Origin of the sequence: Pseudomonas sp. AD21 (genome assembly GCF_002878485.1) — a bacterium.
In the GTDB taxonomy this organism is placed as follows: Bacteria; Pseudomonadota; Gammaproteobacteria; order Pseudomonadales; family Pseudomonadaceae; genus Aquipseudomonas.
In genome coordinates this window covers 18,343-32,140 of record NZ_NQYG01000005.1, presented here as the reverse complement: position 1 = coordinate 32,140, position 13,798 = coordinate 18,343, and the positions used below count along the sequence as shown (strand labels likewise).

At 57.4% G+C, this 13,798-nt stretch carries 16 protein-coding genes and 2 tRNA genes; 5 read left to right on the top strand and 13 right to left on the bottom strand.

Annotated elements, in window-relative coordinates; translation table 11 throughout:
* Positions 1 to 125: 125 nt before the first annotated feature.
* Together PseAD21_RS04450 and PseAD21_RS04445 are read left to right on the top strand one after the other, a co-directional pair.
* The gene (locus tag PseAD21_RS04450) at positions 126 to 308 is read left to right on the top strand and encodes a type II toxin-antitoxin system HicA family toxin (protein ID WP_041071532.1); all 183 of its coding nucleotides are present in this window, start codon (positions 126 to 128) and stop codon (positions 306 to 308) included.
* Positions 309 to 339: 31 nt separating this feature from the next.
* Positions 340 to 765, top strand: a complete 426-nt coding sequence (locus PseAD21_RS04445) for a type II toxin-antitoxin system HicB family antitoxin (RefSeq protein ID WP_096796733.1) — start codon at positions 340 to 342, stop codon at positions 763 to 765.
* Between the two features lie 380 nt (positions 766 to 1,145).
* Here PseAD21_RS04445 and PseAD21_RS04435 read toward each other — a convergent pair whose 3' ends face one another.
* The 7 genes from PseAD21_RS04435 to PseAD21_RS04405 form a co-directional block, all read right to left on the bottom strand.
* Positions 1,146 to 1,964 (bottom strand): hypothetical protein, encoded by an 819-nt coding sequence (locus PseAD21_RS04435; protein ID WP_102354644.1) that lies wholly within the window; start codon positions 1,962 to 1,964, stop codon positions 1,146 to 1,148.
* A gap of 124 nt (positions 1,965 to 2,088) precedes the next feature.
* A tRNA-Thr gene (locus PseAD21_RS04430) sits at positions 2,089 to 2,164 on the bottom strand.
* Between the two features lie 420 nt (positions 2,165 to 2,584).
* Positions 2,585 to 3,820, bottom strand: coding sequence for a methyltransferase (locus PseAD21_RS04425; RefSeq protein ID WP_102354643.1), 1,236 nt, complete (start codon positions 3,818 to 3,820; stop codon positions 2,585 to 2,587).
* On the bottom strand, positions 3,801 to 4,505 hold the full coding sequence (locus tag PseAD21_RS04420) for an ABC transporter permease (RefSeq protein ID WP_102354642.1): 705 nt from the start codon (positions 4,503 to 4,505) through the stop codon (positions 3,801 to 3,803). The genes PseAD21_RS04425 and PseAD21_RS04420 overlap by 20 nt, the downstream gene beginning before the upstream one ends.
* Complete coding sequence (locus tag PseAD21_RS04415; RefSeq protein WP_102354641.1) at positions 4,502 to 5,197, bottom strand: ABC transporter permease; 696 nt, start codon at positions 5,195 to 5,197, stop codon at positions 4,502 to 4,504. The genes PseAD21_RS04420 and PseAD21_RS04415 overlap by 4 nt, the downstream gene beginning before the upstream one ends.
* A gap of 78 nt (positions 5,198 to 5,275) precedes the next feature.
* A complete protein-coding gene (locus PseAD21_RS04410) occupies positions 5,276 to 6,025 on the bottom strand; it encodes an ABC transporter substrate-binding protein (RefSeq protein ID WP_102354640.1) in 750 nt (249 codons plus the stop codon).
* Positions 6,026 to 6,038: 13 nt separating this feature from the next.
* On the bottom strand, positions 6,039 to 6,812 hold the full coding sequence (locus PseAD21_RS04405) for an ABC transporter ATP-binding protein (protein ID WP_007909167.1): 774 nt from the start codon (positions 6,810 to 6,812) through the stop codon (positions 6,039 to 6,041).
* 553 nt (positions 6,813 to 7,365) lie between these two features.
* Here PseAD21_RS04405 and gabP point away from each other — a divergent pair.
* Positions 7,366 to 8,757 carry a GABA permease gene (gene gabP / locus PseAD21_RS04400; RefSeq protein ID WP_102354639.1) on the top strand — a complete coding sequence of 464 codons (1,392 nt, stop codon included), beginning with the start codon at positions 7,366 to 7,368 and terminating at the stop codon, positions 8,755 to 8,757.
* A 312-nt stretch (positions 8,758 to 9,069) separates the two neighbouring features.
* On the opposite strand, the gene PseAD21_RS04395 is transcribed toward gabP, so the two are convergent.
* From PseAD21_RS04395 to PseAD21_RS04380, 4 genes are all read right to left on the bottom strand, one after another.
* Complete coding sequence (locus PseAD21_RS04395; protein WP_102354638.1) at positions 9,070 to 9,522, bottom strand: hypothetical protein; 453 nt, start codon at positions 9,520 to 9,522, stop codon at positions 9,070 to 9,072.
* Positions 9,523 to 9,528: 6 nt separating this feature from the next.
* Positions 9,529 to 9,942: a hypothetical protein gene (locus PseAD21_RS04390; protein WP_102354637.1), complete on the bottom strand. Its 414-nt coding sequence runs from the start codon at positions 9,940 to 9,942 to the stop codon at positions 9,529 to 9,531.
* Positions 9,943 to 9,970: 28 nt separating this feature from the next.
* On the bottom strand, positions 9,971 to 10,945 hold the full coding sequence (locus PseAD21_RS04385; protein ID WP_102354636.1) for an alpha/beta fold hydrolase: 975 nt from the start codon (positions 10,943 to 10,945) through the stop codon (positions 9,971 to 9,973).
* A gap of 67 nt (positions 10,946 to 11,012) precedes the next feature.
* Positions 11,013 to 12,071, bottom strand: coding sequence for a YhcG family protein (locus PseAD21_RS04380; RefSeq protein ID WP_102354635.1), 1,059 nt, complete (start codon positions 12,069 to 12,071; stop codon positions 11,013 to 11,015).
* Positions 12,072 to 12,328: 257 nt separating this feature from the next.
* Here PseAD21_RS04380 and PseAD21_RS04375 point away from each other — a divergent pair, with 257 nt between their 5' ends.
* Together PseAD21_RS04375 and PseAD21_RS04370 are read left to right on the top strand one after the other, a co-directional pair.
* Positions 12,329 to 12,769, top strand: a complete 441-nt coding sequence (locus PseAD21_RS04375) for a hypothetical protein (protein WP_102354634.1) — start codon at positions 12,329 to 12,331, stop codon at positions 12,767 to 12,769.
* A gap of 84 nt (positions 12,770 to 12,853) precedes the next feature.
* On the top strand, positions 12,854 to 13,135 hold the full coding sequence (locus PseAD21_RS04370) for a YceK/YidQ family lipoprotein (protein WP_102354633.1): 282 nt from the start codon (positions 12,854 to 12,856) through the stop codon (positions 13,133 to 13,135).
* A gap of 13 nt (positions 13,136 to 13,148) precedes the next feature.
* Here the strand turns inward: PseAD21_RS04370 and PseAD21_RS29945 are convergent, their stop codons facing one another.
* Positions 13,149 to 13,748, bottom strand: coding sequence for a hypothetical protein (locus PseAD21_RS29945; protein ID WP_256588092.1), 600 nt, complete (start codon positions 13,746 to 13,748; stop codon positions 13,149 to 13,151).
* Positions 13,716 to 13,791: transfer RNA gene (locus PseAD21_RS04360), tRNA-Phe, on the bottom strand. Before PseAD21_RS04360 ends, PseAD21_RS29945 begins: the two co-directional genes overlap by 33 nt.
* Positions 13,792 to 13,798: the final 7 nt, after the last annotated feature.

Below are 13,798 nucleotides of genomic sequence, written 5' to 3'. Positions count from 1 at the left end.
CGGAGGACGGATGCGCAATCGTGGCCAGGTGGTGGCCGTTGCCATCTCTGTGTAGTGCAACATTTATGTTGCGAATGCAGCAAATATGTTGCACATTCGCTTTACCGAAACGGCGAGTGATGCACATGAAGTACAGCGAGTTTCGGCGATGGTTGAAAGCCCAAGGCGTTGAGTTTCAAACCGGCAAGGGCAGTCACTTCAAGGTTTCCTTGAATGGCAAATCAACTGTGTTTCCCGACCATGGAGCCAAGGAAATGGGCGAAGGGTTGAGAAAATCGATAATCAAACAGCTGGGCCTCAAGGATTGAGGCTCAGCTGTACCCCATGAGAGGAATCGTGATGTTCGAATATGCGTTGGAAGTTCACGAAGAGCCGGACAGTGTCTGGTTGTCCTGCGCAGAAATTCCTGAGATGCACGCCGTTGGCGACACCCTCGAGCAAGCGTTGGACACCGCCATTGATGCAATCGAGACGGCGCTCTCGATATACGTTGATGATCGCCGGTTGATTCCGACCGGGCAGGCAGGAGAACAGGCAAGTGGCGTCGTATTGCGTCTGCCTGCGCTGACTGCAGCAAAGGTTGCGCTGTGGAATACGCTTTTGGAGTCAGGTTTAAGCAAGGCCGAGTTGGCACGTCGTCTCGGCGTACAACGGCCTCAGGTCGATCGCCTGGTAGATTTCCTGCATCACTCCAAAATCGAGAATGTTGAGCGTGCGTTGCAGCAACTTGGAAGGCGGATTTCGCTTTCGGTTCAAGCTGCATAAGTTCAGCAAGCGAGCGTTGGAGAAAATAGCTGAAGGCGAAGAAAAGGCATGGCAAATGAGCTAGAGCGATTTCAGACGGACTTGATGGAATCTGTACGTCAGATGAAGGCTGGAAAGGCCTCGCGCGTAACGCTGCTGCCGCTCTCGGCGGCCACTGAAGAGCAAAGGAAGGCCGGGGTTTCTCAAAGCGTTTTCACCGACCTAAGCTCCGTGGTGACACGAGCAAAATAAGGCGGGGAAAAATAGAGTCAGACCACAGTCTCAGCTCAAAACGTGGTCTGACCCTTATTTCACCTCGCATAAGGGACGCTTCGTCACACACGCATACATCGCTGGGGCTTTAAAAGTCGACCTATCTCGCTAATGTCTAGTCGCGACACTCAGTCTTTCAATCGGTCAGTTTCTATCAAGCGCCGCGTGTATCTGAGTGCCAGATACCCCATGAGCAGTGTTACTCCAAGCCCCATCAAGAAGGACGTTTCTCTAGGGTAAGGCAAGCCAGACAATAACTCTTCGAGGTTATGACTGAGCGTTCCAACGCTACCAAACGCACATGCAATTGCGATGGAGAAAGCCAGGCCACGCGGCACCATTAATTGCCTGTTGCGGAAAGCGATTGGCGTGAAGACGAAGTACAGGAAAACGAGACCGTACGAAGTCGCCAGCCTACCGAGCAACTTCCAATAGCTGCTGCTTTGGACCGTACCGTCTTCGAATTCCACTTCGTTTATACCCGCAATACGAGCCCGCACCTCGAACGCCGGGCGTGGTCCAGAGGTAACCGTGACAATGGTAATGGAGTCTTTGGGATTCGAAAGAAACGGGGGTATTGATGCCCCATTTCCAGAAGCGAGGACTTTTGCGGGGATGTTCTTGGGAGTCGTGCTCGTGATTTCGACGCTTACCAATTTGGCTTCGTTTGCCGTCAGTATTTGTAAAGCACCGTCGAAATCTGAGCTGAGAATAGGTTTCGATCCATTATTAACCAGTTCTAATGTCGAGATGTATGGCGATTCTACATTTTGACCGTTAAGCGAAATTTGAAGATTCTGAATGTTTACGGCGGGCTGTAGAGACGACGTTGCCGATAGGCGAACGACAAGTGAACGAGACGATAGATCTATCTGAGGAACAACCAAAGCTGCGAGTGCGATCACAGTGCCGACGATAAACTTCCAATCCCAAGCCTTCCAGGTCACAAAAGCGTCCCTCTGAAATAAGCCATCGCACTGCCATGCTTGGAAGCATGGCAGCCTTGTTACGTGGGTTGTTACGTCTTAGAAAAAACGAAGGGCCTGCATCGCTGCAAGCCCTTGTTTTGTATGGTGCCGGCACCAGGAGTCGAACCCGGGACCTACTGATTACAAGTCAGTTGCTCTACCAACTGAGCTATACCGGCGTGTGGGCGACGATTATAGCGATTGGGTTGGTTCTGTAAACCCCTGAATTCAGACTATTTTTATGCAGGCGCTGGATCGGGCGTGGCATGGGCTGTCTCTCTGGGTTTTCAGCCGCAAAACCGGGCTTCCTGGCGGCCAATTCAGCCTGAGTGTGAGGACAGAATTTTTGCACCGTTCAAGCACCCATTTCACCCGTTTATGTCCTTTTGATTGGAAGCTTATGCACAACGGATCGGCGCTACGGCGGCGTTGAAGGGGATTTTGTGGACACGTTCTCATTTTGTGCGCAACGCCCTGTTTTACAGGTTTTTTATCTATATGAACAAAAAATGACCAATGATGTTTTTACCGTGCAATGGCCGTGGATATTGGATCCACGGGAAAACCATCAACAGAGTTATCCACAGCCTGTAAAGGTTTTAACTGCGTTCGGCCAGCAGCAGAAAATTACGCGGGGTCAGCGGGGTGTCGCAGAAGGTGCCGAGGCGTACGACGTATCCCTGTTCGCTGAGAAAAATGGCTCGATCAAGGTTCAGCCAAAGCTCCAGCGGTCGTCGGAACAGTCCGCGCAGTAATTCCAGGTTGCGAACTTCGGCCAACCGCTGCCATCCGGCGGTTTCCATCGCCTGCCAATCTGGCGTGCCGATTGTGGATAACTCTTTCAGCGCTGCCAGGTCGTGGCAGTAATCGGCGAAAGGTTTGTCCAGCCAGGCGCTGGGCAGGGATGGAGTTGGCAGGTATTCGTCTACGCCGCGCACTTGTCGCTGCAGCAGGTCGAAGGCCAGACGACGGGCCATGGAGGTGTCGCGCTGACGTCGGATGCGTGCACCGGCGGTGACGGTTTCGCTCATTGGCAGCGCCAGATCTTCGAGCGAGAGCTGTAGGGAGGATCGCAAACCGACGGAGGACAATGCCTGGTACTCATTGCGATTGATCCGGTTGTAACAGCACGGGGCGATGGCCATCTGCTGACATCCGGCTGCGCTCGCCAGTTGCATCAGGCGCACATGCAGGTCGCCGCAGGCGTGCAGGGCGACGGGGGTGTGTTGAGCGCTCAATACGGTTGCTGCGTCTGCTGCCAGAACATCCTGCTCTACATGCAAGGCGTGCAAATGGTGACGCTGACTTAATGCCTGACCGCTGGCGACCAACGCCGGATCGTATTCGACACAAGTCAATTGTTGTCCCGCACTCAACAGACGTCGGCCCAAATGACCCTTGCCGGAACACCAATCCAGCCAGTGTGTCGGTGATGCTGTAAAGGACAAGCGACTAGCGAACGCTTCAATCTGTTGCCACTTGCGTCCCGGCACATCGACATTCAATCGATGGCCTGCGGTTTCCAGCGCATGCCCTGGCAACTCTCCGACCGCGCTCAGCTCGGTCGACAACGCCGCCAATGCAGCGAACGGCTCCGGCGCATCGACGAGATCGGCAGGATGGTTATGCGCCCGCTCTGCATCTTCCAGCGATCGCCCGCGTAGCCACGAAGACAACTCGGGGTAGGCGGTTTCCCACGGTAGCGAGAGATGAGTGAACGGACGAGGTTTCCACAGCGCCTGATGCTCAAGCAAAAAAGCATCCAGCGCGGTGAAGCGGGCGAGTAGGTCCTCGCCCGTCAGCACACAGGAAGGATCAACGCCCTTGGCAGGCATCGACGCGCAACCAGCGCTCCAGCAGCTTGAAACCGCGTACCAGCACGTAGGACATCAGCAGATAGAACACGCCGGCGGCGAAGAATATTTCCACCGGCAGGTAGGTGCGGGCGATGATCGTGCGGGCCATGCCGGTGAGTTCCAGCAGGGTCACGGTGCTCGCGAGCGCGCTGGCCTTGAGCATCAGGATCACTTCGTTGCTGTAGGCCGGCAGGCCGATGCGCGCCGCACGCGGCAGCATGATGTAGAACATCGCCTTGGGTTTGGACATGCCCAGCGCCCGTGCCGCTTCGATCTCGCCGGGCGGAATCGCCTGGATCGCGCCGCGCAGGATCTCGGCGATGTACGCCGCGGTGTGCAGGGTCATGGTCGCGGTGGTACACCAGAACGGATCGCGCAGGTACGGCCACATCGCGCTGTTACGAACCGCGTCGAACTGCGCCAGGCCGTAGTAGACGAGGAACAGTTGCACCAGCAGCGGCGTGCCACGGAAAAAGAAGATGTAGGCGTAGGGCAAAGCGCGCACGTACCACAGCTTCGAAGAGCGGGCGATGCCCAGGGGAATTGCCAGCAGCAGGCCGGCAATCACTGCAATGGCTACCAGCTCCAGGGTCAGGGTCGCGCCCTGCGCCAGTTTCGGCAGCCACTTGATGATGATGTCCCATTTAAAATCAGCCCAATTCATGAAGCGCTCCTCGCAAAGCCGCGAGCGGCGCGTTTTTCCAGGAAGTGCATGCCGGTCATCGCCAGTACGGTCAGGCCAAGGTACATGACCGCCGCCACCAGATAGAAGGTGAACGGCTGTTTCGAGACGGTCACGCCGATCTGCGCGTGACGCATGATTTCTTCCAGGCCGATCACCGACACCAGCGCGGTGTCTTTCATCAGGATCATGAACAGATTGCCCAGGCCCGGCAGGGCGATGCGCCACATCTGCGGCATGATCAGCCTGGTGAAGATCCGCCATTTCGACAGGCCCAGCGCCACACCGGCTTCGCGGTGGCCCTTGGGAATGGCGAGGATCGCGCCTCGGAACACTTCTGTGGCATAGGCGCCGAAGCACAGACCCAGCGCAATGACGCCGGCGGCAAAAGCGCTGAGTTGCAAGTCGGGGTTACCGAAGAACTCACCGAGGCTGCGCATCAGGTTGACCGTACCGAAGTAGATCAACAGCACCCAGAGCAATTCCGGGACGCCACGCACCAGGGTCGAATAAGTGCCGCCAAGCCATTGCAGCGGCTTGTACGGGGAAGTCTTGGCCAAGGCGCCGAGCAGACCGAGTATCAGTCCCAGGCACAGGGCCGTAAGCGCCAGTTTGACGGTCATCAGCGCGCCGGCGGCGAGGGCCGGGCCGAATCCGTAGAGGTCGATAATCATGGGTTTCTGTTCAAATTGCGGCAGGCAAAGTCAGGAGCCGGCGCCGTTGAGTCACGGCGCCGGTCCCACAGGTCAGGATCAATAGATGCTGAACGGGAAGTACTTGTCGTTGATCTTCTTGTAGGTACCGTCGGCGACGATTTCCTTCAGTGCGGCGTTCAGCTTCTCACGCAGCGGATCGCCTTTACGTACAGCGATGCCGATCTTGTCGCTTTCCACGACCGGGTCGCCCTTGAACTCGTAGTTCTTGCCAGCGTCGCTTTTCAGCCAGTCATAGTTGGCGTACTTGTCGGCGAGGATGGCGTCGACGCGACCGGAGGTCAGGTCCAGGTAGGCGTTTTCCTGGGTGTCGTAGAGTTTTACTTCGATATCGCTACCGTAAGTGTCCTCAAGCCAGGTGCCGGCGAGCGTTGCGCGCTGGGTGCCGATGATCTTGCCCTTGAGCGAATCCTTGTCGGTTTTGAACTCTTTATCTTTCGGTGCGATGAACTGCAGCTTGTTCGAGTAGTACGGGTCGGTGAAGTCCACCGCGCCCTTGCGCTCCTCGGTGATCGACAGCGAAGACACCAAGAAGTCGAACTTCTTGGCGTTTAGTGCAGGGATGATGCCGTCCCAGTCCGAAGTGACCACGGTGCACTCGACTTTCATCTTCGCGCACAGCGCGTCGCCGATGTCTTTGTCGAAGCCGACTACGTTGCCGCTGGCGTCTTTGTTATTGAACGGCGGGTAAGCCGCTTCGATACCCATCTTCAGGGTCTCGGCCATGGCACCAGCGCTGAACGCGAGGGTGACGGCAGCGGCCAGGAAGACCTTCTTGAAATTCTGCATGCATGTTGCTCCGTTAGCGGTTGCTGGACATGAATTGTTTGCAGCGCGCCGAAAGCGGGTTTTCGAACACCTGCTGAGGCGATCCTTGCTCTTCTATAAGGCCCTGATGAAGGAACACCACTTCGCTGGAGACCTGACGGGCGAAGCCCATTTCGTGGGTCACGAGCAGCATGGTGCGGCCTTCTTCGGCCAATGCGCGGATGACACTAAGTACTTCCTGAACCATTTCCGGGTCAAGGGCCGAGGTGGGTTCGTCGAACAGGATCACCTTCGGTTGCATCGCCAGCGTGCGGGCAATCGCCGCGCGTTGTTGCTGACCACCGGACAATTGCGCCGGGTAGGCGTGGCGCTTGTCGGCGATGCCGACCTTGGCCAGCAGCGCTTCGGCGACTTCGATGGCTTCAGCCTTGCTCTGACCAAGCACCCGGCGCGGGGCCTCGATGATGTTGTCGAGGATGCTCATGTGCGGCCACAGATTAAAGTTTTGAAACACAAAACCAATCTCGGAGCGCAGGCGGTTGATCTGTTTGCCGTCGGCGGCAACCAGTTCGCCATTCTTGGCGGCCTTGAGCTTGAGTTCTTCACCGGCCACCAGAATCTGGCCCTGATGCGGGTTTTCCAACAGGTTGATGCAACGCAGGAACGTGGACTTGCCGGAACCGGAGGAACCGAGGATCGAGATCACATCGCCGTCGCGGGCGGTCAGCGAGATGCCTTTGAGCACCTCAAGCTGTCCGTAGCGTTTGTGCAAGTTGCGGATTTCAAGCGCGGGCGTGGCCTCAGCCATGTGCGTTCCTCATATATGTTGCGCTCCTGCTGTTGGCTGGCCTTCCTGGCGAGGCGGCCAAGCTAGCATAGCGTTTCAATGGCAGCCAACAGCGCTACGAGCGGTAAGCGGATGGCGTGTGGCAGGTTGTCGCATCGGCACAGCAGACTGTCGCCCCATCAACAACCGAACGGGTGTTTGATCGTGCAAACCCGTGGGCGTCGCGTAAAAAAAGGCGCGATGTTGCCAGCTTTGGCGGGGTGTTGGAAGCGCTATCCGGCCGAACGTTCCTGATTCGCCCTTTTATTGTGCATCACACACTTTTTGAGTGTGTTTCTGGTGCACTGATTCGTCTTGAAAAGTGAGTCGCAGGGTAACGTTCTGGCGAATAGCCATTAATCTCAAGGACTTGCGATGACTGTCCGGTTCCGCGCAAAACCGCAGCCCAGAAGAGTTTGAAACATTTTGGCGCATTTATTGCGTGCAGAATCTGGAACGCCCCGTTGGTTTCTTTTTACGAGAAGGAAAACCAGACGGGACGGACGCAATCGCTTTCCTCGCAAAGGTAGTTCCGATGAGCAGTACCCCAAGCTCCAATGGCCTCGAACAGGGGCTCAAACCGCGTCATGTGACCATGTTGTCGATCGCCGGTGTTATCGGCGCCGGTCTGTTCGTTGGCTCCGGCCACGCTATTGCTGCTGCCGGTCCTGCCGTGCTGCTGGCTTACGCCGCCGCCGGTACCCTGGTGGTGCTGGTGATGCGCATGCTCGGTGAGATGGCTGTCGCTTCGCCCGACACCGGCTCGTTCTCGACTTACGCCGACCGTGCCATCGGGCACTGGGCCGGTTTCACCATCGGCTGGCTGTACTGGTGGTTCTGGGTATTGGTGATTCCGCTGGAGGCCAACGCCGCCGCGACCATCTTGCACGCGTGGTTCCCTGGTGTGGGCATCTGGGCGTTTGCTCTGATCATCACCATGCTGCTCACCGTGACCAACCTGTTCAGCGTGAAAAACTACGGTGAATTCGAATTCTGGTTTGCCCTGATCAAAGTGCTGGCGATCATCGGTTTCATCATCCTCGGTCTGGCGGCGATCTTCGGCTTCCTGCCGAACAGCCAGGTCAGCGGCGTTTCGCACCTGTTCGACTCCGGCGGCTTTCTGCCAAATGGCATGGGTGCAGTGCTGGGCGCGATCCTGACCACCATGTTCTCGTTCATGGGTACTGAAATCGTGACCATCGCGGCCGCGGAATCGAAGAACCCGGGCAAGCAGATCTCCAAGGCCACCAACTCCGTTATCTGGCGGATCGGTCTGTTCTACCTTGTGTCGATCTTCATCGTCGTGGCCCTGGTGCCATGGAACGATCCGACCCTGGCCAACCTCGGTTCTTACCAGACCGTGCTGGAGCGCATGGGCATCCCGAACGCGAAAATGATCGTCGACATCGTTGTGCTGGTTGCGGTGACCAGCTGCCTGAACTCGGCGCTGTACACCTCGTCGCGCATGCTGTTCTCCCTCGGAAAGCGCGGTGACGCGCCAGCCATGTCGACCCGCACCAACAAAAGCGGCACGCCATACTGGGCGGTAATGCTGTCCACCGGCGCGGCGTTCCTCTGCACCTTCGCCAACTACGTGGCGCCGGCTGCGGTGTTCGAGTTCCTGCTGGCCAGCTCCGGCGCCATCGCGCTGCTGGTGTACCTTGTGATCGCGTTCTCGCAACTGCGCATGCGCAAACAGCGCATGGCCCGCGGCGAGAAAATCGTCTTCAGCATGTGGCTGTTCCCGGGCCTGACCTACGCGGTGATTATCTTCATCGTCGCGGCGCTGACCATCATGCTGTTCCAGGAAGCGCATCGCGTGGAGATCCTCGCGACTGGTTTGCTGAGTCTGCTGGTGGTGGCTGCCGGTTTGTTGGTGGCACGCCGTCGCAAGCTGGAAAAACGTGGTGCGGTGGTGTTGAACTGATCCGTAGCGCGTAATGCAAAACGGCCGCTGTCAGTGATGACTAGCGGCCGTTTTTGTTTGTGCTACCGGTGGCGAAATATTCTGCGCTTCAGATCCGAATCAGTTTTGCTCTCGCGAGAGCATGAAGTCTGAGCTGCATTTCTCCCCGTCGAACCATTCATCCCAAGTTAGTTGCTTAAGAGATTTAACAGGTTCGTTTGTAGGGATTGCTGCTGAGTCTTCTGTTTTCGGGATTTGCCCGTCCTCGCGTGAATCTGCTGTCTTCATCTGACGTCCTTTTCTTGACCATACGTGAGCCTGAAGCGCAAAAAATTACTCGGCCTTGGGCTCGCCGTCTTCTACCGACTTGCCATAAGCGTCCAGCGCAACCCCGAAATCGGTGATGAACTGTGGCTCGCTCAGCCAGGCCTGGGCCTCTTCGATCGTCACGCCTTCGGCCCACATGCGGTAGTCGATCAACATGTCGGCGGCCAGGTGGGTGGCGGCCATTCCTTCGTTGTCGGCGTTTTCCATGTCCAGCAGCTCTGGATGGTCAACGATGACGAACGCCAGTTCGCGCAGCAGGGTCAGCAGCATTTCGTTGCGGCTAATGGCTTCGGCGTCGCGCATTTTGCTGAACATCGCCAGGGTGTATTCCGGGATCGGTTCGGCGAGATGGCCGAGATCTTCGTCCTGATCCAGCGGCTTACGGCCGACCATACGGATTTGCTTGGCTTTGGCCTTGGCGCGTTTGGCGCGTTTCTGTTGCTTGTTCAGGGATGCCATGGGAGCTCAGTTCTTCTGTTGGGTTTGTGCGGCGATCGCGTCGGACGCGGCCACATAGTCGGCCTGGAAGGCCGGGGATTCGATCCAGGCCAGCGCGCCGGCTTCATTGGTTTCTTGCGACCACTGGCGGTACTCGATCAGCGCGGCGAGGATGAAATCCATCGCGCCTTCTTCGCCTTCCTGCTCGAACACCAGTTCCAGCAGCGGGTCTTCGAGGAATGCCATGCACAGGGCTTGCTGGCTGATCTTCTCGGCGTCGATCATTTTCTTGAACAGTTCGGTCAGGTCCACCGACTCGAAATCGATGCGGTCATCGTTCGGGTCCAGCTCGACCGGCGCTTCGGCGCGCTTGGTGCGGTTCTGCTTGGCCTTGGTCTTGGCCCGGGCGGCGCGTTTTTGCTGCTTGTTGGCGGAGGCCATGGTGTGTTCCGTCGTGCGTGGAAAGGGCTCAGCTGCGCGGCACTGTCCGCCCGGGTGAGTCGGGGGCCAGCTCGCCGGTTTGCAGCCAGGTCAGAGCGATGGGCCATAGTGTGGCTTGGTATGCGCTGCGAAAAAAGGCGAAATGTCCGACGTGTTGTTCGCCGATGTCTTGCGGCTCGATGCGCAGGTGGGTTTTGCGTGCATGACTGAAGTAGTCGAGCAGGCGCTCGATGGCCGGGATTGTGCCGTAGGGGTCGTCGCTGATACTGATTGCCAGAGTGCGCGCGCGGACGTTGCCGAAAGGCAGTCGAGCGCTTTTTGCCATTAGCGCTCGACCGCTCGGGCGTCGCTCATAACGCGCTGTAGGCGTGCTCCAGTCGCGTACAACGCCGACTGGCGTGTCCTCCAGCCAGCCGAGTCGCTTGCCGGGAAAGTAGCCACAGAAGCGCGTCAGCAGTGGCATCAGCAAATGCCATTTGCCGAACATGCGCCAGCGCTGTTCCGGCGCATAGTCGCGCCAGTAGGCGAACTGCGCACCGACCGTCACCAGCCGACGAATGACCTGCCCGGACTCACCAAGCCCGGCCGCGCAACCGCCGAAACTGTGGCCGACGACATCGATTGGCTGGCCGGGGAATTCCCGTTGAGCGCGTTTGAGCATCGCTTCGAAATCCAGCGCGCCCCAATCGGTCCATGAGGCTTCAAGGCCCTTCATGATTGCCGGGCGTGATTCGCCGATACCCCGGTAGTCGTAGGTGATCACGTCGAAACCGTTGGCGAACAGATAATCGGCGAAGCGCGAGTAATGTCGGCAGCGTACCGAGGTGGCGGCGTTGATGATGACCACCGGGCGCTGGGCATCGAGCAGGGCGTGCCGCCAGGTGAAACCGCCGAGCACAAAGCCATCGGCGGCGACTTCCTTGAAGGCTTCACCGTGTTTCTCAGTCACAACCGGTGACTTTGACTGCATGTCTTGCGTTGCTGGCGCATCCTGACAGCTCATCGCTTTCGACCTTTTCGAGGAGCTGTCAACAATAGTCTTCGCGCCATCCGGGAACAATCCGCAGTTTCTATTCCGGGGATTGAAGGCTCAGGCGTTCTTCGATCAAGGCCTGTTCCCGATTGAGTTCGGCGCGCAGTTCTTCCTCACTCGGCAGTATCGTCTTGTAACTGCTGGCAAACAGTTGCTCATTGCCCTTGAGCATCGAGTAACGCGCGACCGAGTCGTTGCTCTCTGCACTCAGAATGATCCCGACTGTCGGCTTGTCGCCCTCACTGCGCTTGAGTTCGTCGTACATGCGCACGTACATGTCCATTTGCCCGACATCGCGGGCGCTGAGCTTGCCGCGCTTGAGGTCAATGATCACGAAGCATTTGAGCAGGTAGTTGTAGAACACCAGGTCGATGTACAGATCGTCACCATCGGTACTGATGCGTTGTTGCCGAGCCACAAAGGAAAAGCCTTTACCCAGTTCCAGGAGAAATCCCTGCAGATGGTCGATGAGGGCCTGTTCAAGGCGACTCTCCCTGACCTTGCCTGCCGAAGGCAGCCCAAGAAATTCGAGCATGACGGGATCGCGAATGAACTCACGCGGATGGGGTTTCATGGCTGCAATGTTGGTGCTGGCTTCTTCGATCAGATCGGCTTTGTCTCGACTCATCAGCAGTCGCTCGTAGTAGAGCGTATTGATCTGGCGATCAAGGGCGCGGCTGGACCAGTTCAGATTGGCAGACTCTTCCATGTACCAACGGCGAGCCTTGTCACTGGTGACACCCAAAAGCCGTCGATAGTGGGTCCAGCTCAATTCGTGACGCAGTGCGTCACGAATTGGAAATGCCTGATAAAAAAGGCGCATATAGCGCAAATTGGAAGCGTCAAACCCCTTCCCGAACTGCGCCGTCAAATCCTTCGCCAACAAGGCCAGCAGCTGCTTGCCATACCCCGCACGCTGGGCGCCTTGCTGCTCGAACTCGACAATATGCCGGCCGATCTGCCAACAGGTCTGCACTTGAATCGTATCAACCGCACGCAGCACTTTTTGCCGCGCCTGACGAATCAGTTCGCCCAACTCCCCCAGCAATGAATCGATTTTCGGGTCTTGCGCGTCAGTCGGTTTTACCTGGCTCATCGAGTCTTCCGCATCATTGGAAACAGACGCAAAGCATGCCAAGAGTCGCCGGCCGGCGATGTCGGGCGAGCCGGTGAATGCAGCAGGAAGACGGGATGGGTGTTGCAGGACGTTGCCGACAAAGACGTTGTTGCGAGCAATGGTCTGTAGTCCATTTCGTACACGCGCCAAGTTCCAATCAATCTAAAACAAGCTGCGCGGAGCCAAATCTAAAAAAGGGTAACGATTGGGTTTCTCTGAACCCGGGAGTCGCCATCATGAAAAACATTCGTTCATTCATGCTGCCGTTCGCCGTTGTCGGTTGGCTGCTGTTGCCTGTCATGTCGCAGGCCGCCAACCTGGAACCGGTCGACAGTGCCGGTGTGCAAGTCCAGCAACAACAGCAAAACGGCATCAACTACCTGTCCGGCGGGATTGGCCTGGACGAGTCAAAAGCCATCCAGCAAACCCCCGGCTACAACCTGCACATGACCTACTCGGTCGGCATGCAGAACGAGTACGCCGCCAACGTCGACGTGACGATTGAAAAAGCTTCGGGGCAACCCGTGCTCACGCTCAATCAGGCAGGGCCGCTGGTGTATGTGCAATTACCGCCAGGCAAATACATCGTGCGAGCCACGCTCAATGGCCAGGAGCGGCGGGACGTGACTGACGTCGGCAGCGGCACGGCGCGCAATCTGGTGTTTCACTGGAGTTGAAGCGGCTGCTGATTGATGCAGTCGTAAAGCAAGGGCGCGGGTACAATCCCGCGCCTTGTGTTTTGTGGCGAAGGAAGTGCTGGTTTGAAAGGGATTATGCGTATTGGCTCAGCGATGAGCCTGGCTTTGCTGTTGGCCGGTTGTGGAACGATGATGGGGCGCATGAACGGTGATTCTGCAGAGCCGTACTACAAAGGCGTCGATGGCAACTTGCACTTGCTTGGCGTGAGAGGGGGAGACGGCATGCCGTCCGCGGTCATCTGTTACATGATGATTGTTTGCCCGCTGATTACCGTCGTCTCCCTGCCGGTAGACGCTGCGCTCGACACGGTCTTGCTGCCGGTCGATTACGTCAACACCCTCTGAGGGCAACCTTGATTTATCGCCGCGTGCGCTTGGCCTTCGGTTTGTCGGTCGGCTCGTGCGCCATTCGGTAAATCCATAATCCGAACCAGGCGATGGTCACCAGGAAGACGGTGCCGATGCACTGCGACACGATCTCGAACCAATACATTCGGGGTTGTAGTGCCAGGGTGTAGGTATGACGTGGACCTGACCGATTCCATGTGGTGATGGAGCCGCTGATCAAGCTGTGGATGATCAGGTAAATCGACGCACCGATGAGGAAGGCGATCAGTACGCCGACGAGCACCGTCAGCCAGAACGCTACTCGACTCTGGCGATAGGGCGGCGGATGGGGCAGGGGCACGCGGGTTCTTTTCTGGTTCATCGAGTGGATGACCCTCTTCCATAAGGTGCGGCCAAAGTAGCGCGGATCGCCGTTGGCTGAAACCCGTCGACGTTGAAAACGCAGAGCGCAATTAAACTCGTGATGCCCGGGACGGATTTGCGTTTTTTCCGACAGCGCAAAAGGGCTGGAGTGAGCCGCCATCAAATCGCAGGCATAAAAAAACCCTGAATCTTGCGATTCAGGGTTTTCGGTATTTGGTGCCCAGAGACGGAATCGAACCGCCGACACGGGGATTTTCAATCCCCTGCTCTACCGACTGAGCTATCTGGGCAACGGGG